Source organism: Streptomyces sp. NPDC001406, from assembly GCF_042895285.1.
Classification (GTDB): Bacteria; Actinomycetota; Actinomycetes; order Streptomycetales; family Streptomycetaceae; genus Streptomyces.
The window spans coordinates 1-18,200 of record NZ_JBIAWG010000003.1; the positions used below are offsets into that span (position 1 = coordinate 1).

At 71.6% G+C, this 18,200-nt stretch carries 20 protein-coding genes; 11 read left to right on the top strand and 9 right to left on the bottom strand.

From position 1 onward, the window contains the following. Both ACFY1J_RS07330 and ACFY1J_RS07335 read left to right on the top strand, forming a co-directional pair. Positions 1-500, top strand: a 500-nt coding sequence (locus ACFY1J_RS07330; RefSeq protein WP_390730844.1) for an acetyl-CoA carboxylase biotin carboxyl carrier protein subunit, incomplete at its 5' end; no start/stop codon positions are given. Between the two features lie 67 nt (positions 501-567). Next, on the top strand, positions 568-1,344 hold the full coding sequence (locus ACFY1J_RS07335) for a hypothetical protein (protein ID WP_390709335.1): 777 nt from the start codon (positions 568-570) through the stop codon (positions 1,342-1,344). Positions 1,345-1,360: 16 nt separating this feature from the next. Here ACFY1J_RS07335 and ACFY1J_RS07340 read toward each other — a convergent pair whose 3' ends face one another. Continuing rightward, on the bottom strand, positions 1,361-1,963 hold the full coding sequence (locus ACFY1J_RS07340) for a TetR/AcrR family transcriptional regulator (RefSeq protein WP_390709334.1): 603 nt from the start codon (positions 1,961-1,963) through the stop codon (positions 1,361-1,363). A 51-nt stretch (positions 1,964-2,014) separates the two neighbouring features. Here ACFY1J_RS07340 and ACFY1J_RS07345 point away from each other — a divergent pair, with 51 nt between their 5' ends. Next, positions 2,015-2,416 carry a hypothetical protein gene (locus tag ACFY1J_RS07345; RefSeq protein WP_390709333.1) on the top strand — a complete coding sequence of 134 codons (402 nt, stop codon included), beginning with the start codon at positions 2,015-2,017 and terminating at the stop codon, positions 2,414-2,416. Between the two features lie 34 nt (positions 2,417-2,450). On the opposite strand, the gene ACFY1J_RS07350 is transcribed toward ACFY1J_RS07345, so the two are convergent. Beyond that, entirely contained in the window at positions 2,451-2,840 is a 390-nt protein-coding gene (locus ACFY1J_RS07350; protein WP_390709332.1) for a MazG-like family protein, read from the bottom strand. Between the two features lie 83 nt (positions 2,841-2,923). Beyond that, positions 2,924-3,469, bottom strand: coding sequence for a DoxX family membrane protein (locus tag ACFY1J_RS07355; protein WP_390709331.1), 546 nt, complete (start codon positions 3,467-3,469; stop codon positions 2,924-2,926). 141 nt (positions 3,470-3,610) lie between these two features. On the opposite strand from ACFY1J_RS07355, the gene ACFY1J_RS07360 reads away from it, so the two are divergent. Next, positions 3,611-3,937 (top strand): nuclear transport factor 2 family protein, encoded by a 327-nt coding sequence (locus ACFY1J_RS07360; protein WP_390709330.1) that lies wholly within the window; start codon positions 3,611-3,613, stop codon positions 3,935-3,937. Between the two features lie 73 nt (positions 3,938-4,010). Then, on the top strand, positions 4,011-4,994 hold the full coding sequence (locus tag ACFY1J_RS07365) for an aldo/keto reductase (RefSeq protein ID WP_390730845.1): 984 nt from the start codon (positions 4,011-4,013) through the stop codon (positions 4,992-4,994). A gap of 24 nt (positions 4,995-5,018) precedes the next feature. On the opposite strand, the gene ACFY1J_RS07370 is transcribed toward ACFY1J_RS07365, so the two are convergent. Continuing rightward, positions 5,019-5,804 (bottom strand): ABC transporter ATP-binding protein, encoded by a 786-nt coding sequence (locus tag ACFY1J_RS07370; RefSeq protein WP_390709329.1) that lies wholly within the window; start codon positions 5,802-5,804, stop codon positions 5,019-5,021. Positions 5,805-5,901: 97 nt separating this feature from the next. Next, positions 5,902-7,389 (bottom strand): ABC transporter permease, encoded by a 1,488-nt coding sequence (locus ACFY1J_RS07375; protein ID WP_390709328.1) that lies wholly within the window; start codon positions 7,387-7,389, stop codon positions 5,902-5,904. Between the two features lie 200 nt (positions 7,390-7,589). Here ACFY1J_RS07375 and ACFY1J_RS07380 point away from each other — a divergent pair, with 200 nt between their 5' ends. Further along, positions 7,590-8,828 carry a D-alanyl-D-alanine carboxypeptidase family protein gene (locus tag ACFY1J_RS07380; RefSeq protein WP_390730846.1) on the top strand — a complete coding sequence of 413 codons (1,239 nt, stop codon included), beginning with the start codon at positions 7,590-7,592 and terminating at the stop codon, positions 8,826-8,828. A 249-nt stretch (positions 8,829-9,077) separates the two neighbouring features. On the opposite strand, the gene ACFY1J_RS07385 is transcribed toward ACFY1J_RS07380, so the two are convergent. Together ACFY1J_RS07385 and ACFY1J_RS07390 are read right to left on the bottom strand one after the other, a co-directional pair. Further along, positions 9,078-9,836 (bottom strand): SDR family oxidoreductase, encoded by a 759-nt coding sequence (locus ACFY1J_RS07385; RefSeq protein ID WP_390709326.1) that lies wholly within the window; start codon positions 9,834-9,836, stop codon positions 9,078-9,080. A gap of 110 nt (positions 9,837-9,946) precedes the next feature. Then, complete coding sequence (locus tag ACFY1J_RS07390) at positions 9,947-10,954, bottom strand: Gfo/Idh/MocA family protein (protein WP_390709353.1); 1,008 nt, start codon at positions 10,952-10,954, stop codon at positions 9,947-9,949. Between the two features lie 127 nt (positions 10,955-11,081). On the opposite strand from ACFY1J_RS07390, the gene ACFY1J_RS07395 reads away from it, so the two are divergent. Genes ACFY1J_RS07395 through ACFY1J_RS07405 form a run of 3 tightly spaced genes read left to right on the top strand, consistent with a single transcriptional unit; the run spans position 11,082 to position 14,560 of the window. Beyond that, positions 11,082-12,416: a multidrug effflux MFS transporter gene (locus tag ACFY1J_RS07395; protein ID WP_390709325.1), complete on the top strand. Its 1,335-nt coding sequence runs from the start codon at positions 11,082-11,084 to the stop codon at positions 12,414-12,416. Next, positions 12,329-13,543: a serine hydrolase domain-containing protein gene (locus tag ACFY1J_RS07400; protein WP_390730847.1), complete on the top strand. Its 1,215-nt coding sequence runs from the start codon at positions 12,329-12,331 to the stop codon at positions 13,541-13,543. Before ACFY1J_RS07395 ends, ACFY1J_RS07400 begins: the two co-directional genes overlap by 88 nt. Before the next feature lie 12 nt (positions 13,544-13,555). Then, complete coding sequence (locus ACFY1J_RS07405; protein ID WP_390730848.1) at positions 13,556-14,560, top strand: small ribosomal subunit Rsm22 family protein; 1,005 nt, start codon at positions 13,556-13,558, stop codon at positions 14,558-14,560. Here ACFY1J_RS07405 and ddaH read toward each other — a convergent pair. Then, on the bottom strand, positions 14,549-15,370 hold the full coding sequence (gene ddaH, locus ACFY1J_RS07410) for a dimethylargininase (RefSeq protein ID WP_390709323.1): 822 nt from the start codon (positions 15,368-15,370) through the stop codon (positions 14,549-14,551). The genes ACFY1J_RS07405 and ddaH overlap by 12 nt on opposite strands. 104 nt (positions 15,371-15,474) lie before the next feature. Between ddaH and ACFY1J_RS07415 the strand changes: the two genes are divergently transcribed. Further along, positions 15,475-16,089, top strand: a complete 615-nt coding sequence (locus ACFY1J_RS07415) for a TetR/AcrR family transcriptional regulator (RefSeq protein WP_390730849.1) — start codon at positions 15,475-15,477, stop codon at positions 16,087-16,089. A 109-nt stretch (positions 16,090-16,198) separates the two neighbouring features. Continuing rightward, complete coding sequence (locus ACFY1J_RS07420) at positions 16,199-16,936, top strand: bifunctional DNA primase/polymerase (RefSeq protein ID WP_390730850.1); 738 nt, start codon at positions 16,199-16,201, stop codon at positions 16,934-16,936. 15 nt (positions 16,937-16,951) lie between these two features. On the opposite strand, the gene ACFY1J_RS07425 is transcribed toward ACFY1J_RS07420, so the two are convergent. Continuing rightward, on the bottom strand, positions 16,952-17,953 hold the full coding sequence (locus ACFY1J_RS07425; RefSeq protein ID WP_390709320.1) for a hypothetical protein: 1,002 nt from the start codon (positions 17,951-17,953) through the stop codon (positions 16,952-16,954). Between the last annotated feature and the right edge of the window lie 247 nt (positions 17,954-18,200).

Sequence of the window (18,200 nt, forward strand, 5' to 3'; positions counted from 1 at the left end):
ACCGCGCGGTGGTCAGGGACCCGGCGTTCGCGCCCGAGCTGGACGGCTCCCAGGAGCCGTTCAAGGTCCACACCCGCTGGATCGAAACCGAGTTCACCCATGACATCCCGCCCTTCATCACCCCCACCCCCACCGAAACAGAGCGGGAACCCGCCCGTGAGACGGTCGTCGTCGAGGTCGGCGGCAAGCGGCTGGAGGTCGTCCTCCCCGTCTCCCGTACGGGACCGACGACGGAGGCAAGGCCCAAGCGCCGTACCGCCAAGAAGTCGGGTCCGGTCGCCTCCGGCGACACCCTCGCCTCCCCGATGCAGGGCACGATCGTCAAGATCGCGGTCGAGGAGGGCCAGCAGGTCGAGGAGGGCGACCTGGTCATCGTCCTTGAGGCCATGAAGATGGAACAGCCGCTCAACGCTCACCGCGCCGGGACCATCAAGGACCTCTCCGCCGAGGTCGGCGCGTCCGTCACCTCCGGCGCCACGATCTGCCAGATCAAGAACTGACCAGGAGTCGACCTGGAACTGACCACTCCTGATCGGCAACGGACCAGGAAAGGACGAACAGGCAAGAATGAACAAGGGGGATGAGCTGGAGCAGACTCTGCTCCAGATGAGGGCGCTGGTCGAGGACGCGGTCACCCAGACGCGGCACCGGGCCAATGCCACGCACAGCGCCATGACCGTGGTGACCGATCCCAGCAACGAGCGCATGCGGCGGACCGCCGAACGCCTGGTCTCCACCGCGCGCCGCTCGGTCTCGCTCGCGCTGCCGTGCCGGGTGGCCAAGTCGGAGGCGCTGAGCGGCCTGCTCGACATGCTGCGCGAGATCGCCGCCGCCGGTGTCGGGGTCCGTGTGCTCGGGGGGCCGGGGATACTCGACGACCGCAATGTCCGCCGCCATCTGACGCCGGGGCCCGCGCGGATACCCGCCTTCGAGGTCAGGATCGCGGCGGACCAGTACCAGGAAGTGCTGATCGTGGACGCGCTGATGGCCCTGATGCGTGCCGAGTCCGGGGGGTCGGGCCCGCAGGCCGTGACCATCCGGGTGCCGATGGTGCTGCGGGCTCTCGACACGTTGTTCACGGGTGCCTGGTCCAGTGCGACGCCGGCGCGGAGCTACCGCAGGGTGTCCGCGCGGGGCCGTACCGAGATCGCCCGCCGGGTGCTCACCTGCCTCACCTCGGGCCACACCGACGAGGCCGCCGCCCAGAGCCTCGGTCTGTCCGTCCGCACCTATCGACGCCACGTCGCCGAGCTGATGCAGGAGCTGGGTGCCGTCTCCCGTTTCCAGGCGGGCGTGCAGGCCGTCGAACTGGGCCTGCTCACACCGGAGGCCACCGCGGCATGACCGCCCGTCCACACGGCTATGAACGCCGAAGAATGGCATCCATCGTCGCCTCCAGATACGCCGGGAACTCCCCGGGCGAGGGCAGCACGGTCGGCGCGGCGTGGCCCAGCTGGGCGTGCCCCAGATAGAAGCTGTACGCCAGCAGCGCGCGCCGTCGGGCCTCGTCCTCGGCGAAGTCCAATTCGGTGAAGAGCCCGGCCAGATAGCCGATCCGGCGCTCGGTGACCTGTCTCAGCGCGGTGGCCACCTGTGGGTGGTCGGCGCTGGCGAGCAGCGAGACCTCCAGCGGATCGGCCCTGGCCGGCTTGATGACCTCCGTGAACAGCCGGCGCAGGCGCTTTTCCGGGTCGGGCTCGGTCTCCACCGCCGCGATGATCTCCTCGGTGTCCGCCTCGACCCAGCGGGCGAGCGTGGCCTCGATCAGTGCCTCACGGTTGTCGAAGTGCCAGTAGAAGCTGCCCTTCGTGGCGCCGAGCCGGGCCGCGAGCGGCTCGACCGCCACCGACGAGAGGCCGCCGCCCTCCTTGAGGGCGGCGAGCGCGGCATCCGCCCAGTCGCGGGCACTGAGCCGGGCCTTCCTGGTCTGCCGCCGCCGCTCCGCCTTCTGCCGTTGCACCATGTCCATACGCTACCGTATGGTTGACCATACGCAAGCGTATGGAGGTACGCCATGCTCAAGGACAAGCCCGTGGCCGTGGGGTTTCCCGAAGGTGCCCGGCTGATCAGGACGGCGGTGGACCGGCCCGACTACCGGGACGCGTACGCCATGGAGCTGCTGCCCGGAATGCCGCGCGATCCGGCGGCCTGGACGGGCATCCTGCGGGATGCCTTCCCGATCAAGGCGCAGCAGGACGGCGAGGCTCTCATGGACGTGAGCACGGCCGGTCTGGACGCCTGGGCCTCGATCGTCATCGACGACCAGTACGTCACCCTGTGCAGCTCGGTGAAGACGAACGCATGGCGCTCCCGGCTCTACTGGGGTGTCGTCAAGCGCGTGCACCCCTTCATGGCCCGCGCCATGATGGTCCGCACCCACCGCAGGCTCGCGCTCGCCGCACAGAAGGCCGCGTAGCAGAAGGCCCGCAACAGGGGTTACGTCGCGGGGGTTACGTCGCAGGGGGCTGCGCGGCGGACGTCCGCGCGGCCGGCCCCAGCGACCGCTCCGTGACCCGGGTCAGATGCCGGTGGAAGACCTCGCGCGTGTCCGGCGTCAGGGTGCGCAGGGCGACCAGGGCAGTGATCACGACGTCGCAGAGCTCGCCCTGGACGTCCTCCCACGTATGGGTGATGCCCTTGCGCGGGTTCTGCCCCGTCGCGCCGATCACCGCCTCGGCGACCTCGCCGACCTCCTCCGACAGCTTCAGCATGCGCAGCAGCATGCCCTCCTGCCCGCACTGCGGACGGTTCGCGTCCAGCCAGGACCACAGGCCGTCGATGGAGGCCCAGAGGTCGGGCAGTTCGGAGGGTGCCGTCGTGTGCGTGTCCTGATCGGTCATGCGCGCAGCCTGCCACGGCATGGCTGCCCCGATGCGCGGCCGCTCGGCCGCTCGTCGAACCCGGGCTGCTCGTCGAACCTCTGCTACTCGTCGAACAACGACTCCTGTTCCCCCTCCTTCTGCTGTCGCACCCGGCTGTTCCGCGTCCCCACCACCACCGCCGTGACCGCCGCCGTCACGCCCAGGGCCGCCGGGACCATCCAGCCGCGGTCGAAGACATGGCCCAGGGCGTGGTCGAGGGAGAGACGGCCAGGGCCGGTGATGGCGAGGCCGGCCGCGGCCAGGCCGAGGGATGCCGCATACTCGTAACCGCCCGCCGCGGCGAAGAAGCCGTTGGGTACGTGGACCGCGGCCGCGCCCGCCATCGCGCCGGCCGCCGCCGCACCCGCGGCCGGCGTGGCCAGGCCCAGTGCCAGCAGGGTGCCGCCGCCCGCCTCCGCGAGCCCCGCCGCCGTCGCGCTCGCCTTTCCGGGCGAGTAGCCGACGGACTCCATGAACTTGCCGGTCCCCTCGATGCCACCCCCGCCGAACCAGCCGAGGAGCTTTTGCGCGCCGTGTGCGGCGAGCACTCCGCCGGTCCCCATTCGGAGCAGCAGCAGGCCCACATCACGTCGGTCGTAACAGTTCACGGTGACTCCCCATCAGGACGGGCGGACAGCAGGAACAAGGCCCCCTCCGCGTATCCACCGTCGCATCCGGCACACCCGCGCGGCCTGTCCGGGGCGCCGTTCGGGTGGCGGGGCCGGGGGAGCGGTGTGAGTCTGGCTGGCATGACGATTCAGCCAGCCAAACTCAGCGATCCGGCCGTCCGGGCCTTCGTCACCGCCGTCAACGCCCATGACCGCGAGGGTTTCCTGCAGATCCTCGCCCCCGGCGCGACGATGGCCGACGACGGCTCCGACCGCGACCTCGCCGACTGGATCGACCGGGAGATCTTCTCCACCCACGGTCATATGGAAGTCGACAAGGAGACCCGCGGCGGCCGGGCCCTCGTCGCCCGCTACAGCAACGACACCTGGGGCGAGATGCGCACCAGGTGGAGCTTCACCGTCGAGGACGACGGGCGGATCTCCCGCTTCGAGACCGGGCAGGCCTGACAAAACACCCCATGGCCACCACGCCTCAAAGAGCTTGTGTTCGTGTGCACTTCAACTTCTAGCGTTCCTGTCCATGGAGACCAACACCAGGATTCTGGGACGCAGCGGAATCGAAGTGAGCGCGCTCGGCTTCGGCTGCTGGGCGATCGGCGGTGAGTGGCAGGACTCGGACGGGCAGCCGCTCGGCTGGGGCAAGGTCGACGACGAGGAGTCCGTACGGGCGATCCACCGCGCCCTCGACCTCGGTGTGACCTTCTTCGACACCGCGGACGTCTACGGCACCGGGCACAGCGAGCGCGTGCTCGGCGGCGCCCTCGGCAAGCGGCGGGACGAGGTCGTCGTCGCCACCAAGTGGGGCAACGTCTTCGACGAGGACACCCGCACGCTCACCGGCAGCGACGACTCCCCGGCCTACGCCCGCCGGGCCCTCGAAGCCTCCCTGCGCCGGCTCGGGACCGACCACGTCGATCTCTACCAACTGCACATCTCCGACGCCGATCCCGCCAGGGCGGCCGAACTCCGGGATCTGTGCGAGGAGTTCGTCCGTGAGGGACTCATCCGCGCGTACGCCTGGAGCACCGACGACCCCGAACGCGCCGCCGTCTTCGCGCAGGGCGAGCACTGCACGGCCGTGCAGCACGCCCTGAACGTGCTTCAGGACGCCCCACAACTCCTGCGACTCTGCGAGGAGTTGGAGCTCGCCAGCATCAACCGCAGTCCCCTCGCCATGGGGCTGCTCGGCGGCCGGCGGCACACCGGGCTCGAATCCGGGGACATCCGCAGCAGGCCCCCGGCCTGGCTCCAGGGATTCGGCGACGGCTCCGGCGCCGACCCGCAGTGGCTCGCCCGGGTCGACGCGCTGCGCTCCGTCCTGACCAGCGACGGCCGTACGCCCGCCCAGGGCGCCCTCGCCTGGCTGTGGGCGCGCAGCCCGCGCACCGTGCCGATCCCGGGGTTCCGCTCGGTCGCCCAGGCGGAGCAGAACGCGGGCGCGATCGCGAAGGGGCCGCTCACCGCCGGGCAACTGGCCGAGGTCGACCGGATACTCGGGAGGTGAACGGCCCCGACGGGAGCGGGCGGCTCAGTGGGCCTGACCGCCGTACTGGACGTACTGCTGCTGCTGGGCGTCGTACGCCTGCTGACCGTCGTACGCCTGCTGACCGCCGTACTCCTGTCGTGCGTACGGGCCGCCGCCCTGCTCGGTGAGCGTGATCCGTCCGGCCTTGATGGTGGCCAGGCGCGGGGCGCGGCGGGCGATCGACGAGTCGTGGGTGACCATGACGAACGTGAGGCCGTGCTCCCGCCACAGGCCCTCCAGCAGGGCCATGATGTCGTCGCGGGTGCCCTCGTCGAGGTTGCCGGTGGGCTCGTCGGCCAGCAGCACCTTCGGTCGCTTGACCAGCGCGCGGGCGATGGCGACACGCTGCTGCTGGCCGCCGGACATCTCGGACGGGACATGAGCGAGACGCTCGCCGAGGCCGACCGAGCGCAGGGCCTCGGCCGCCCGCTCGCGGCGCTCGGCCGGCTTGACGCCGAGGGGGACCAGCGCCGTCTCGACGTTCTCCTGCGCGGTCAGCGTCGGGATGAGGTTGAACGCCTGGAAAATGATGCCGATCTTCTCGGCGCGCAGCCGGGTCAGCCTGGCCTCGCCGATGGTGGCGAGGTCGACGCCGTCCAGCTCGACGCTGCCGGCGGACGGGCGGTCCAGGCCGCCGATCATCTGGAGGAGGGTGGACTTGCCGCCGCCGGTGGGGCCCTGGATGACGAGCTGGTCGCCGTCCTCGATGGTGAGGTCGATGCCGCGCAGCGCCTCCACCGTCTCCTTGCCCCGGGTGTAGCGCTTGGTGACGCCGGTGAGTCTGTACATGGGTGCTCCGTGAAGTGCGAAGGCGTGGGTGAGGGAGGAGGGGGGCGGGGCGCCGCGTCCCGGGGGAGTGGAGGCGGCGCCCCGGCTCGGGGGGGTGTTACGAGACGCTGCGCAGGGCGTCGGCGGGGCGCATCCGGGAGGCGCGCCAGCCGCCCATCGCGCCGGCGATCAGACCGCCGGTGACCGCCAGGCCCACCGCGAGCGCGATGGTGGTCATCGAGACGGGCGCGGTCAGGGCGATCTCCAGCTTGCTCGCGGTGGACTGGCCGGGACCGCCGCTGCCCGGGCCGCCCATGCCGCCCGGCCCGCCGCCGGTGCTGCCGAGCTGTGCGGTGAGCTTCGGGCTGATCGCGGTGACCGTGTAGGCGGCCGCGAGGCCCAGGGCGATGCCGAGGCCGCCGCCGAGCAGGCCGTTGACCATGGACTCGCCGACGACCTGGCGGGTCACCTTGTGCGAGGGCCAGCCCAGCGCCTTGAGGGTGCCGAACTCACGCACACGGCGGGACACGGCCGAGGAGGTGAGCAGCGCGGCCACCAGGAAGGCCGCGGCCAGCACCGCGATCGACAGCCACTTGCCGACGCTGGAGGCGAGGCTGGAGGCGGTGGACAGCGAACCGGAGACGGTGGACGCCAGATCGGAGGAGGTGGTGACCGTCGTACCGGAGATGTTCGCCTGGATCGCCTTCTTCACGGCGGAGATCTGCTGGGAGTCGGTCGCCTTGACGTAGATCGTGGTGACCTTGTTCTTGGCGTCGGCCAGCGTCTGCGCCTGCTTCAGCGGCAGATAGACGTCGGTGGTGGACTCGCTGCTGCTGGGCGTTGCGATGCCGATGACCGTGTACTTGGTGCCGGAGATCTTGAAGGTCGAACCGACCTTGTACTTCTTCGACTTGGCGTAGGACTTGCTGACCACCGCGACCCTGGCGTCGGTCTGCGACGCGGTGAACGTCCTGCCCGAGGTGATCTTCGTCGAGGCCAGCGGACCGAGTTCCTGGTGGGTGACGTCGATGCCGGCCACGGAGTAGTTGTTGACGTCGAAGTTGGCGCCGCCGCCCTGCACCTGCGGCTGGCCGCTGCCGCCGGTGGACCCGCCCGGGCCGCCCTGGGCCTGGCCGTTGCTGCCGCTGCCGCTGCCGCTGCCGCTGCCGCTGCCGCTGGAGCTCTGCGCCTTGCCCTGGGTGAAGGAGCCGTCGACCTTGGTGACGTTCAGGGAGAGGGCACCGACGGCGCTCGCCACGCCCTTCTGCGCGGAGACCTTCTCGACGAGGGAGGACTTCAGGGCCTGGCCGCCCTGTGTCATCACCCGGTCGGAACTCTGTGAGGTCTTCGAGCTCGATTTGGCGTCGAACTTGAAGTTCGGACCCTGCGAGCTGCCGGCCTTGGGTGCGGATTGTGCCTTGGTGACCGTCATGTCGGTGCCGAGGCCGTAGAGCGATTTCAGGACTTTGTCCTGCGCCTGCGTCATACCGGCCGACACCGAGCTGACGGTGATGACCAGCGCGATACCGAGCGCCAGACCCAGTGCGATGACCAGGGCCGCCTTCTTGCGGCGGCCCAGCTCGCGCTTGAGATAGATGCCAAACATCCCGTTCCTCGAAGGTTCTTGGCGCCCGCTGTGGGCGCGGCCACAAGCTATGGAGGAACCTTTGCGGCGCACTGAGTAAAACGTGTGTCAGAGCTGAGAAAGCGGGCTTTGGAATCAAATTTTCATAAGACAGCAAATTCCTAGCCTGCAGAGGGCCTCCTGCAAGGAAACCGCTGTTGAGTGCGGTGTACGGTCCCGGGATGCGCGATTCTTCTCGGCTCACCCGGCGTGCCGCTCTCGGTCTGACGGCCGCCGCCCTTCCCCTGTCCGCGGCCACCCCCGCCCACGCCACGACCATCATCGGCGGGGACCGGCTGGCCCGTGGCGGAATCCAGGCGCGGGGCACCACCGGTCTGCCCAAGAAGCTCACCGCCCGCTCCTGGCTCATCGCCGACGGCGAGAGCGGGGAGGTACTCGCCTCGTTCAACGCGCACCGGCGGCTGCCGCCCGCGTCCACACTGAAGATGCTGTTCGCGGACACCGTGCTGGAGAAGTTCGTGCGGACCGAGCGGCACAAGGTCACCGATGCCGACCTGGCCGGGATACCGTCCGGCTCCAGCCTCGTCGGCGTGAAACCCGGCATCACCTACACCGTCGAGCAGCTCTGGCAGGGCGTGTTCCTGCGCTCCGGCAACGACGCGGTGCATGTGCTGGCCCATATGAACGGCGGGGTCGCGAAGACGGTCGCGGAGATGCAGGCCAAGGCCGAGGACCTGCAGGCCCTGGACACCCATGTGGTCAGCCCCGACGGCTTCGACCACGCGGGACAGCTGTCCTCCGCCTACGACCTGACCCTCTTCGCCCGCCATGGGCTGAAGAACGATGACTTCCGCGGCTACTGCGCCACCAGGACCGCCGACTTCCCGGCGGGCGGCAAGAAGACCTTCCAGATCCAGAACACCGACCGCCTGCTGACCGGCGCCTGGGGCCTCGGCACGTACCAGGGGCTGATCGGTGTGAAGAACGGCTACACCAGCCATGCCGGCAACACCTTCTCCGGCGCGGCCACCCGTGCCGGCCGCACCCTGCTGGTCACCGTGATGCACCCCGCCGCCGGCAGCAACGCCGTCTACGAGGAGACCGCCGCGCTGCTCGACTGGGGCTTCGGCACGGGGAGTTCGGCGCAGGCGGTGGGCACGCTGGTCGAGCCGCTCAGCGAGGGCGGGGCGAAGGCGGGCGCCGGGGCGGAGGCGAAGTCGGCGGGGGCCGCCGCGGGCGGGTCCGGCTCGGCGTCCGGGCGCCCGTCGACCTGGCGTCTGCTGGAAGGGGGCGCCGGGACGGTGGCGCTGCTGGGAGGCGGCGCGTGGGCGCTGCGGCGGCGCCGGGCGGGGAAGAACGCGGAGAAGACCGCGGCGAAGACCGCGAGGAAGGCCGCCGGGAGGCACGCGCGGGAGACGGACGTGGAGAAAACGGACGTGGAGAGCGCCGACCGGGGCTGAGAAGCCGGTCCACGCGGCAGCCGTTCCACCCACCGGTGCGCACCTCGCGGTCCCTCGCGAGGTCCACCCCCAACCCGGTCCGGTGGAACGGCTGCCGCCTCCCCCCTCGGTGTGGTCGGCGGAACCTGGATGGTCCAAGTGTGAAGTTCTTGTGAAGGAAGTTGAGCATAAGCCCACCACCGGCCGCAATACCGCGGATGTTCAAATTCCGCTTGTGCAGGTTGGGGAGTTGACGGAGCGTGGGAGCGCTCAGCCCCGGCCCACGTACGGCATCGCCGTCGCCAGTACCGTCGCGAACTGCACATTCGCCTCCAGCGGCAGCTCGGCCATGTGCCGCACGGTGCGCGCCACGTCGGCCACGTCCATCACCGGCTCCGGCGCCGTCTCGCCGTTCGCCTGCAGCGCGCCCGCCTCCATCCGCGCCGTCATGGCGGTGGCCGCGTTGCCGATGTCGATCTGCCCGACGGCGATGCCGTACGGCCGCCCGTCCAGCGACAGCGACTTGGTGAGGCCGGTCAGCGCGTGCTTGGTCGCGGTGTAGGCGACCGAGTGCGGTCGGGGCGTATGGGCGGAGATGGAGCCGTTGTTGATGATCCGGCCGCCGCGCGGCCGCTGCTCCTTCATCTGCCGGTACGCCGCCTGCGCGCACAGGAACGCCCCGTTGAGGTTGGTGTCCACCACATGCCGCCAGGCCTCGAAGGGCAGGTCCTCCACGGGCACCCCGCCGGGTCCGAAGGTGCCCGCGTTGTTGAAGAGCAGGTCGACCCGCCCGAACCGGTCGCGCACGGCGGCGAACAGGGCCGTGACGTCGTCGGGGTTGGCGACATCGGTGCGCACGGCGAGCGACTCGCCGTCGGGCGCCAGCGCCGCCGTCCCCGCCAGCTTCTCCGCGCGCCGCCCGGCCAGCGTCACCGACCAGCCGGCGTGCATCAGTTCCACGGCGACCGCCCGCCCGATGCCGGATCCGGCGCCGGTCACCACGGCGATCCTCGATTCCTTGTCAGTCATGGCACCGCAGCGTAGGCGCCGGGTCCGCGATGCGGAATCATATGTCCGCCATACGGTTGCCTCGCGCATACGGTTTCCTCGCGACGCGGCCCCGTGCGGTGCCCATGGGCTCAGACCGTGACGGCCTCCCCGGGGTAGCACACCCCGATCCGCTCCCGTATCGCGTCCAGCGTCCGCATCACGGCGAGCGTGCCGTCGAGCGGCACGAGCGGGGACTCGGTCTCACCGGCCCGCAGGGCTCGCATGACCTCCGTCGCCTCGTGCCGCAGGCTGGTGCGCGGCCCGTCGGCCGGGTCCAGCACGAACTCCTCCGGGTCGCGGCCGTCGCGGTGCAGGACGAAGCGCTCGGGGTGGAAGAAGCCGGACGGGATGTCGATACGGCCGAGCGATCCGGTGACCGACGCGGTGTTCGCCGTACCGCCGACGACGGAGCAGTGCACCGAGGCGAGAGCCCCGCTCTCCCAGGAGAGCAGCGCTCCCGTCTGGAGATCGACGCCCTCGTCCGAGAGCACCGCTCGCGCCATCACGTCCGCCGGCTCACCCAGCAGCAACTGCGCGAACGACACCGGATACACGCCCAGATCCAGCAGCGCCCCGCCGCCCAGCGCCGGGTCCCGCAGCCGATGCGCGGGCGGGAAGGGACCGGCGAGCCCGAAGTCGGCGTGCACGGTGCGCACCTCGCCGATCGCCCCGTCGTCGACCAGCGCCTTCAGCCGCCGGATCAGCGGGTTGCAGTACATCCACATCGCTTCCATCAGGAAGCTGCCGCGCTCCTTCGCCAGCGCGACCAGTTCCTCCGCCTCGCGCGCGTTGAGCGTGAACGCCTTCTCGCACAGCACATTGCGCCCGGCCTCCAGACACAGCCCGGCGGCCGCCCGGTGCGCCGAGTGCGGGGTGGCGACGTACACGACATCGATGTCCTCGTCGGCGGCGAGCGACTCCCAGTCGCCGTGCGCCCGCCCGATCCCGAACCGCTCGGCGAACGCCTGTGCGGGGCCGAGGCTGCGCGAGGCCACCGCCACGATCTCCGCGTCCGGCAGGTCGACCAGGTCCGCGGCGAACGCCGCCGCGATCCCACCCGTCGCCAGGATCCCCCACCGCACGTTCCGCTCCGCCATCCCGGCCCCGCCCTCGCTCATGTGACCCTCGACACCGCGTACGAGCTGAGAGCATAGGTGCCGATTCAATCAAAGCGATCGACGAGGCCGAAAAACCGGAGAGGCCGAAAAAGGGGAGGGACGGCACATGCCCGAGCACGCGGCGGCGTCGACACCGGACACGGAGCGGCAGCCCGCACCCCGCAGCCCGGCCACCCGCTCGGCCCGCGGCACCGGCCTTCTCGTCACCCTCGTCCTCGGCGGCCTCACCGCCACGCCCCCGCTCGCGATGGACATGTACCTCCCGTCCCTGCCGGAGGTCACCCGCTCCCTGCACGCCCCCGCCGCGACCGTCCAGCTCACCCTCACCGCCTGCCTCGCCGGAATGGCGCTCGGGCAACTGGTGGTCGGCCCGATGAGCGACCGCTGGGGCCGCAGACGCCCGCTCCTGGTCGGCCTCGCCGTCTACCTCGTCGCCACCGCCCTGTGCGCGGTGGCGCCCAGCGTCGAGACCCTGGTCGCCCTCCGGCTGGCCCAGGGCCTCGCGGGCGCGGCCGGGATCGTCATCGCGCGGGCCGTCGTACGCGACCTCTACGACGGCATGGCCATGGCCCGCTTCTTCTCCACCCTGATGCTGATATCCGGGACCGCCCCGATCGTCGCTCCGCTGATCGGCGGGCAGATCCTGCGCGTCACGGACTGGCGGGGCGTCTTCGTGGTCCTCACCGTCGTCGGCGCCGTGCTCGCCACGCTCGTCTGGCTCCGGCTCCCCGAGACCCTGCCGTCCGACCGACGCCACGAGGGCGGGGGCGGCGAGGCCCTGCGCGCGATGCGCGGGCTGCTCTCCGACCTCCCCTTCACCGGCTACATGCTCGCCGGCGGCTTCGCCTTCGCCGCGCTGTTCGCCTACATCTCCGCCTCGCCCTTCGTCATCCAGGAGATCTACGGCGCCTCCCCGCAGACCTTCAGCCTGCTGTTCGGCCTCAACTCGGTCGGCCTGGTGATCGCCGGACAGATCAACGGGAAGGTGCTGGTCGGCCGGGTGCGCCTGGACAAGGTGCTGGCCGTCGGCCTGACCGTGACCGTCCTCGCCGCGACCGCCCTGCTGCTGATGTCCACCGGCGTCCTCGGCAAGGTGGGCCTGGCCCCGGTCGCCGCCGCGCTCTTCGTCCTGATGTCCGCGATGGGCATCACCCTCCCCAACGCCCAGTCCCTCGCCCTGCTGCGCACCCGGCACGCCGCCGGCTCCGCCTCCGCGCTGCTCGGCACCTCCTCCTTCCTCGTCGGGGCCGTCGCCTCCCCGCTCGTCGGAGTCGCCGGGGAGCACACCGCCGTACCGATGGCGCTGGTCCAACTGGCCGGAGCACTGGTGGCCCTGGCCTGCTTCGTGGGAATGTGCCGTCCCTGGATCACATCTGCGGACGCGGAAGCCGGGGATTCCCCCCGCGCAAGCGAAACCGAGAGCCCGGGGGAGGAGAACTGAGCGCACCCAGACTCCGCGTCGACACACCGGAACGGGCCGGGCTCGACGCCGGGGAACTGCACCACCTCGTCCGCGAGGTCCACGACCTGACCACCGGCGACCACCCCTGGGCGCCCGGCGTCGTCGTGGTGGCCGGACGCGGGCCGGTCATCGCCGTCGAGGAGGCCGCGGGCTGGGCCGTACGGTACGTGTCGTACGACCCGGAGACCGAGCAGGGCGTCGAACTGGCGCCCGAAGCCCGCGTTCCGATGACCGTCGACACCCCCTTCGACCTGGCCTCCCTCACCAAGCTGTTCACCTCCGTCGCCGCCGTGCAGCAGATCGAGCGGGGCACGCTCGGCATCGACGCCCGGGTCGGCGCCTATCTGCCCGAGTACCGCGGGGCCGCCGCGCACGGCATCACCGTCCGGCAACTGCTCACCCACACCTCCGGACTGCGCCCCGAACTCCCGCTGTACGACTGCCCGGACGACGCGGCCCGCCTTGCCCTGCTGCGGGCCGAGGAGCCGACGGGCGAACCGGGCACGTACCTCTACTCGGACCTGAACATGCTGCTGCTCCAGGCCGTGCTGGAGCGGATCACCGGACGCACCCTCGACGTCCTCGTGCACGAGGGGATCAGCCGGCCGCTCGGGATGACGGCGACCGACTTCGGGCCGTGCCGGGGCGCCGCGGCGACCGAGGACCAGCGGTGGCCGTGGGCCAAGGCGGACCGGGGGATGCTGCGGGGCGTGGTCCACGACGAGAACGCGTGGGCGCTGGGCGGGGTCGCGGGCCACGCGGGCCTGTTCTCGACGGGACGCGATCTGGCGGTCTTCTGCCGGGCGTTGCTGGCGGGCGGCGCGTACGGCCCCGCGCGCATCCTCGGCCCCGACTTCGTGGAGCTGCTGCTGACCCCGCCGGGGCTGGGCTTCGCCGTCGACCAGCCGTGGTTCATGGGGGAGCTGTCGGGGCGCGGAGCGGCGGGCCACACGGGCTTCACGGGGACCTCGCTGATCCTGGACCCGGCCACCGACATCTTCCTGGTGCTGCTGGCCAATACGGTGCATCCCCGCAGGCGCCCGCCGGACAGCGGGCCGAGGGCGAGGGCGGCGACTCGGATGGCCCGGGCGGTTCGGGAGACCTGAGAGAATCACACGGTGAACGCCCCCGTCGCCCCAGCCGAAAACCTCCGCGCCGCCCTCGCCGGGCTGCTCGACGGGCTCCCGCCCAAGCAGGCCGCCGGTGCCGTGGAGCGGCTGATCGCCAACTACCGGGGGCGGACCCCGACCGACGCACCCATCCTGCGGGACCGCGCCGACGTCGCCGCGTACGCCGCGTACCGGATGCCCGCCACCTTCGAGGCGGTGCGCGCGGCCCTGGAGGCGTTCGCGGATGCCGTGCCCGGGTGGGTGCCCGGCAGCCATGTGGACGTCGGGGGCGGGACCGGCGCGGCGACCTGGGCCGTCAGCGCGACCTGGGACGGGGTCCGGCCGGTGACCGTGCTGGACTGGGCCGAGCCCGCGCTGGCCCTCGGCCGGGAGCTCGCCGCCGCCAACCCCGCGCTGCGGGAGGCCACGTGGCAGCGCTCTCGCATCGGAGCGGCGCTCACCATCGAGAGCACCGATCTCGTCACCGTGTCCTACGTCCTCAACGAACTCTCCGATGTCGACCGCGCCGCCCTCGTCGACGCCGCCGCTGCCGCCGCGCAGGCAGTCGTGATCGTCGAGGCCGGCACGCCCGCCGGATACGCCCGCGTCATCGAGGCCCGCGACCGGCTCGTCGGCGCCGGGTTCCAGGTCGCCGCCCCCTGCCCGCACAGCGCCGCCTGCCCCATCGTCCCCGGCGAGGACTGGTGCCACTTCTCGGCCCGGGTCAGCCGCTCCTCACTGCACCGCCAGGTCAAGGGCGGCTCACTGCCGTACGAGGACGAGAAGTTCAGCTATGTCGCCGCCGCCCGCTTCCCGGTCGCCCCGGCCGCCGCCCGCGTGGTGCGGCGCCCGCAGATCCGCAAGGGCCAGGTGCTCCTCGATCTGTGCGAGGCCGAGGAGCAACTGCGCCGCACGACGGTCACCAAACGCCACGGCGACCTGTACAGGGCGGCCCGGGACGCCGACTGGGGCGACCCCTGGCCGCCGCGCGAGGACGACACCTCACACCCGTAGCTCCTGCGTGCAGCACTTCACGCTGCCACCGCCCTTGAGGAGTTCGCTCAGGTCCACGCCGACCGGCTCGAAGCCGCGCTCCCGCAGCGGACCGAACAGCCCGGCCGCCGCCTGCGGCAGCACCACGCGCAGACCGTCCGACACGGCGTTCAGCCCGAACACGGCCGCGTCCTCGTCCCCGGCGGTCAGCGCGTCCGGGAACAATCGCCGCAGCACCTCCCGGCTGCCCGGCGAGAAGGCGGGCGGGTAGTACATGACCTCGTCCCGCGCGTCGTCGAGGACGGCCAGGGCGGTGTCCAGGTGGTAGTAGCGGGGGTCGACCAGCTCCAGACCGATCACCGGGCGGCCCAGGAACTCCTGCGCCTCGCCGTGCGACAGGGGACTCGCCCGGAAGCCGCGCCCGGCCAGCACGAAGGAGGCGGTGACGGCGAAGTCGCCCTCGCCCTCGTTGACGTGGACGGGCTCGTGGAGGTGCGTGAAGCCGTGCGCGCGGTACCAGTCCAGATGCGCGGCGGCCTCGTCGGCCCGCTCCCGGTGGGCGAACCGCGCGCCCAGCACCCGCCCGTCCACCACGGTGGCGCCGTTGGCCGCGAACACCATGTCGGGCAGCCCGGGGACCGGGACGAGCTCCTCGACGGTGTGGCCGAGGGCGCGGTAGAGGTCACGCAGCTGCTCCCACTGGGCGACCGCGAGGGGTGTGTCGACGGGCTTGCGCGGGTCCATCCACGGGTTGATGGAGTACGTGACCTCGAAGTGCCTGGGTGAGCACATCAGATAGCGCCGGGGTGTGGCGCCGCGGGAAAGGGCCAAGGCGGGCTCCTCCGGTACCGCAGGGGTCGTTGCTGCCCATGGTGCGGTTGCGGCGGGCCCGGCGCGTGTGCCGAACGGGTTGTCTTCCTGGTTAGCCTCGACCCATGGTCAAGAAGCCCGCCCCCGACGCCACCCGGCGCAGCGAGAAGTCCCGCCGCGCGATCTACGACGCCGCCCTCGCCCTGGTCGCGGAGGCCGGGTACCCGAAGACCACCGTCGAGGGGATCGCCGCTCGGGCCGGGGTCGGCAAGCAGACCATCTACCGCTGGTGGGGCTCGAAGGCGGACGTCCTCCTGGAAGCCTTCCTGGACCTCGGCGAGCAGGCGGCACGGGCCGCGGGGCAGGAGCCGTACGAGATCCCGGACACCGGCGACCTCGCCGCCGATCTCAAGGCCGTCCTGCGCGCCACCGTCGACGAACTGCTCGACCCCCGCTTCGAGGCGCCCTCCCGCGCCCTGGCAGCCGAGGGCGTCGTCAACGAGCAGCTCGGCCGCGAGTTCGTCGGCAAGCTCCTCGAACCCCAGCTCCAGCTGTACGTCGACCGGCTGCGCTCCGCGCAGGCCCAGGGGCACGTACGACCCGACGTGGACCCGCGCATCGCCCTGGAGCTGTTCGTCTCGCCCCTCGCCCAGCGCTGGCTGCAGCGCACCGGACCGATCTCGTACGACTACACCGACACCCTGGTCGACTACGCGCTCGGTGGACTCGCCCCGCGCTGACCGGAAATCGCAGGTCGGAAGCCGGGCATGTCCCGACAAGGCACCCCGGCGCACGGGAAGGCGGGAGCATAGGGCATGCTGTGCGCAGCAGAGCGAGGCGAGGCGATACATGAGCGCGACGTTCGGCGGCCGCACCGGCCGGCAGGGCAAACTCTCCCAATGGCTGCGCGGACGCCGCCCGCAGGACGCGGCCGACGACGGCGGCCGTGAGGCCCTGCTGCTCGCCGCCGCCGGAGCGGGACTGCCGCTCGCGCCCGCCGCGCACCCCGCGCCCGGCTACCGCTGTTCCTGCGACCGCGTCGGCTGTCCCACCCCCGCCCGGCACCCGGTGTCGTTCGCCTGGCAGACGCAGTCCACCACCGACCGCGCCCAGATCGAGCGCTGGGCCCGGCATCAGCCGCAGGCCAACTTCATCACCGCGACCGGCATGCTGCACGACGTCCTCGACGTCCCCCTGGAGGCCGGCCGGCAGGCGCTGGAGCGGCTGCTCGGCTCCGGGGTCGAGGTCGGGCCGGTCGCCGAGAGCGACGACGGCCGCATGCTGTTCTTCGCCCTGACCCGCGGCACGCCCGAGGACGAGGACGAGTGGTGGCCGTGCGAACTGGACTGCCACCCCGAGACGATGGACGAGCACCCGGGGCTGCGCTGGCACTGCCGGGGCTCCTATGTGCTCGTACCGCCCGCCCGGCTGCCCGGCGACGACGACCGGACGGTGCGCTGGGTACGCGGCCCGGAGCATGCGCTGCCCGACCCGCTCAGCCTTCTCGAGGTGCTCACCGACGCCTGCGCCCGGCACGCCGGCGAGGAACCCGGCCACACGTCGGCGACCTGGCCCCTGCGCCACTGAGGGCGGCGCGTCCTTCTACTCGCCCTGCGCCGCCGTCAGTCCCTGGATACGGCCCAGCATCGACACCTTGCCGTCGCCCGAGCCCTTCTTCGGGTCCAGGACGACCTCGTTGGAGACGAACTCCAGCGTCAGCGACTGCTTGACCTCGCCCTTCGTCAGGGCCTGCACGTCCTTGTTCGGGGCCGGGACGGACGTGCCCGCGGCGGCGGTCTCCTTCTCGTAGTGGTGCGTGGTGAAGAACACCAGCGCCCCGCCGTCCTTCGTGCGCAGCGCCAGCGGCGCGTAGTCGCCGTCCGTGCGCGGCTCGTCGATGTACTGCGTGGCCAGACCCGGCTTGCGGGCCTCCTTGGCGCGCGTCTTGCGCCAGCCGCTGGTGTGCTCGCCGTCCGCGAAGACGCTGCCGCCGCTGTTCAGATACGTCGCGTACTGCTGGCTCAAGTCCTTCGGGCGGACGGCCAGTTCGGCCGCGGTCGCCGGTACGGCCTCGGCCCAGCCGTCCTGGTCCGTCTGGAACTCGGGCACGCTGTCCGGGGCGAGCAGCGTCAGATACGCCACCTGGAAGGGCTCGGACAGGCTGTCGCGGGTGAAGACGAACAGCCAGCGGGCGTTGCCGCCCTTGTTGGCGGCGGTGTCGGCGACGAACCAGCGGGGCCAGCCCGCCTTCTTGGGGATGGTGAACTTCGCGTCCGACAGCTTCAGCGGCACGTGCCCCGCGTTGCCGCCGGGGTTGTTCGCATGGCCGGCCTTCAGCCGGGCGCTGTCGATGTCGCCGAGGGCGCCGGTGACGTAGTCCGCGTCCAGGGAACTGTCGAACGCCTGGTCCGCCCGGTTGTAGGCGTCCGTGAACCGCGCCAGCGCCTTCGCCGCCTCGGCCTTGGTGGTGGCGGGAATCACCTCGCGCTCCCCGTGCACCACCACACACCCACTCGCCGTCAGCGACAAAGCGACCAACGAGGCCGCTATGAGTGCGTTCCGGTCACCCCGACGAAGCGTACGAGACCTGCGATCCCTGCGCATTGGCTGCCTTCACCTTCCCCTTCCCGGAGCCGAACCCTACCGGGGCGCGGCGGCGGGCGGGTGGCGGGTTCGTGTACTGGGTGCGGTGCCCGGTGGCCGGGATGGCGGCGGTGTCGTCCGGTTCGGTGGCCCGGGTGACCCCGTCGTCGTTTTCTGGCGCCTTGTCAGGTGTTGTTGTGCGCGGCAGGAGGCGTTGGTTGCTGCGGTTCTTCGGAGGCGGTGAGGCTGGTCGGGGCGGGGAAGGCTG

Coding starts and splice junctions, on each gene's coding strand:
- ACFY1J_RS07335 (WP_390709335.1), top strand. CDS start 568: ATGAACAAGGGGGATGAGCTGGAGCAGACTCTGCTCCAGATGAGGGCG.
- ACFY1J_RS07340 (WP_390709334.1), bottom strand. CDS start 1,963: ATGGTGCAACGGCAGAAGGCGGAGCGGCGGCGGCAGACCAGGAAGGCC.
- ACFY1J_RS07345 (WP_390709333.1), top strand. CDS start 2,015: ATGCTCAAGGACAAGCCCGTGGCCGTGGGGTTTCCCGAAGGTGCCCGG.
- ACFY1J_RS07350 (WP_390709332.1), bottom strand. CDS start 2,840: ATGACCGATCAGGACACGCACACGACGGCACCCTCCGAACTGCCCGAC.
- ACFY1J_RS07360 (WP_390709330.1), top strand. CDS start 3,611: ATGACGATTCAGCCAGCCAAACTCAGCGATCCGGCCGTCCGGGCCTTC.
- ACFY1J_RS07365 (WP_390730845.1), top strand. CDS start 4,011: ATGGAGACCAACACCAGGATTCTGGGACGCAGCGGAATCGAAGTGAGC.
- ACFY1J_RS07370 (WP_390709329.1), bottom strand. CDS start 5,804: ATGTACAGACTCACCGGCGTCACCAAGCGCTACACCCGGGGCAAGGAG.
- ACFY1J_RS07375 (WP_390709328.1), bottom strand. CDS start 7,389: ATGTTTGGCATCTATCTCAAGCGCGAGCTGGGCCGCCGCAAGAAGGCG.
- ACFY1J_RS07380 (WP_390730846.1), top strand. CDS start 7,590: ATGCGCGATTCTTCTCGGCTCACCCGGCGTGCCGCTCTCGGTCTGACG.
- ACFY1J_RS07385 (WP_390709326.1), bottom strand. CDS start 9,836: ATGACTGACAAGGAATCGAGGATCGCCGTGGTGACCGGCGCCGGATCC.
- ACFY1J_RS07390 (WP_390709353.1), bottom strand. CDS start 10,954: ATGGCGGAGCGGAACGTGCGGTGGGGGATCCTGGCGACGGGTGGGATC.
- ACFY1J_RS07395 (WP_390709325.1), top strand. CDS start 11,082: ATGCCCGAGCACGCGGCGGCGTCGACACCGGACACGGAGCGGCAGCCC.
- ACFY1J_RS07415 (WP_390730849.1), top strand. CDS start 15,475: ATGGTCAAGAAGCCCGCCCCCGACGCCACCCGGCGCAGCGAGAAGTCC.
- ACFY1J_RS07420 (WP_390730850.1), top strand. CDS start 16,199: ATGAGCGCGACGTTCGGCGGCCGCACCGGCCGGCAGGGCAAACTCTCC.
- ACFY1J_RS07425 (WP_390709320.1), bottom strand. CDS start 17,953: ATGCGCAGGGATCGCAGGTCTCGTACGCTTCGTCGGGGTGACCGGAAC.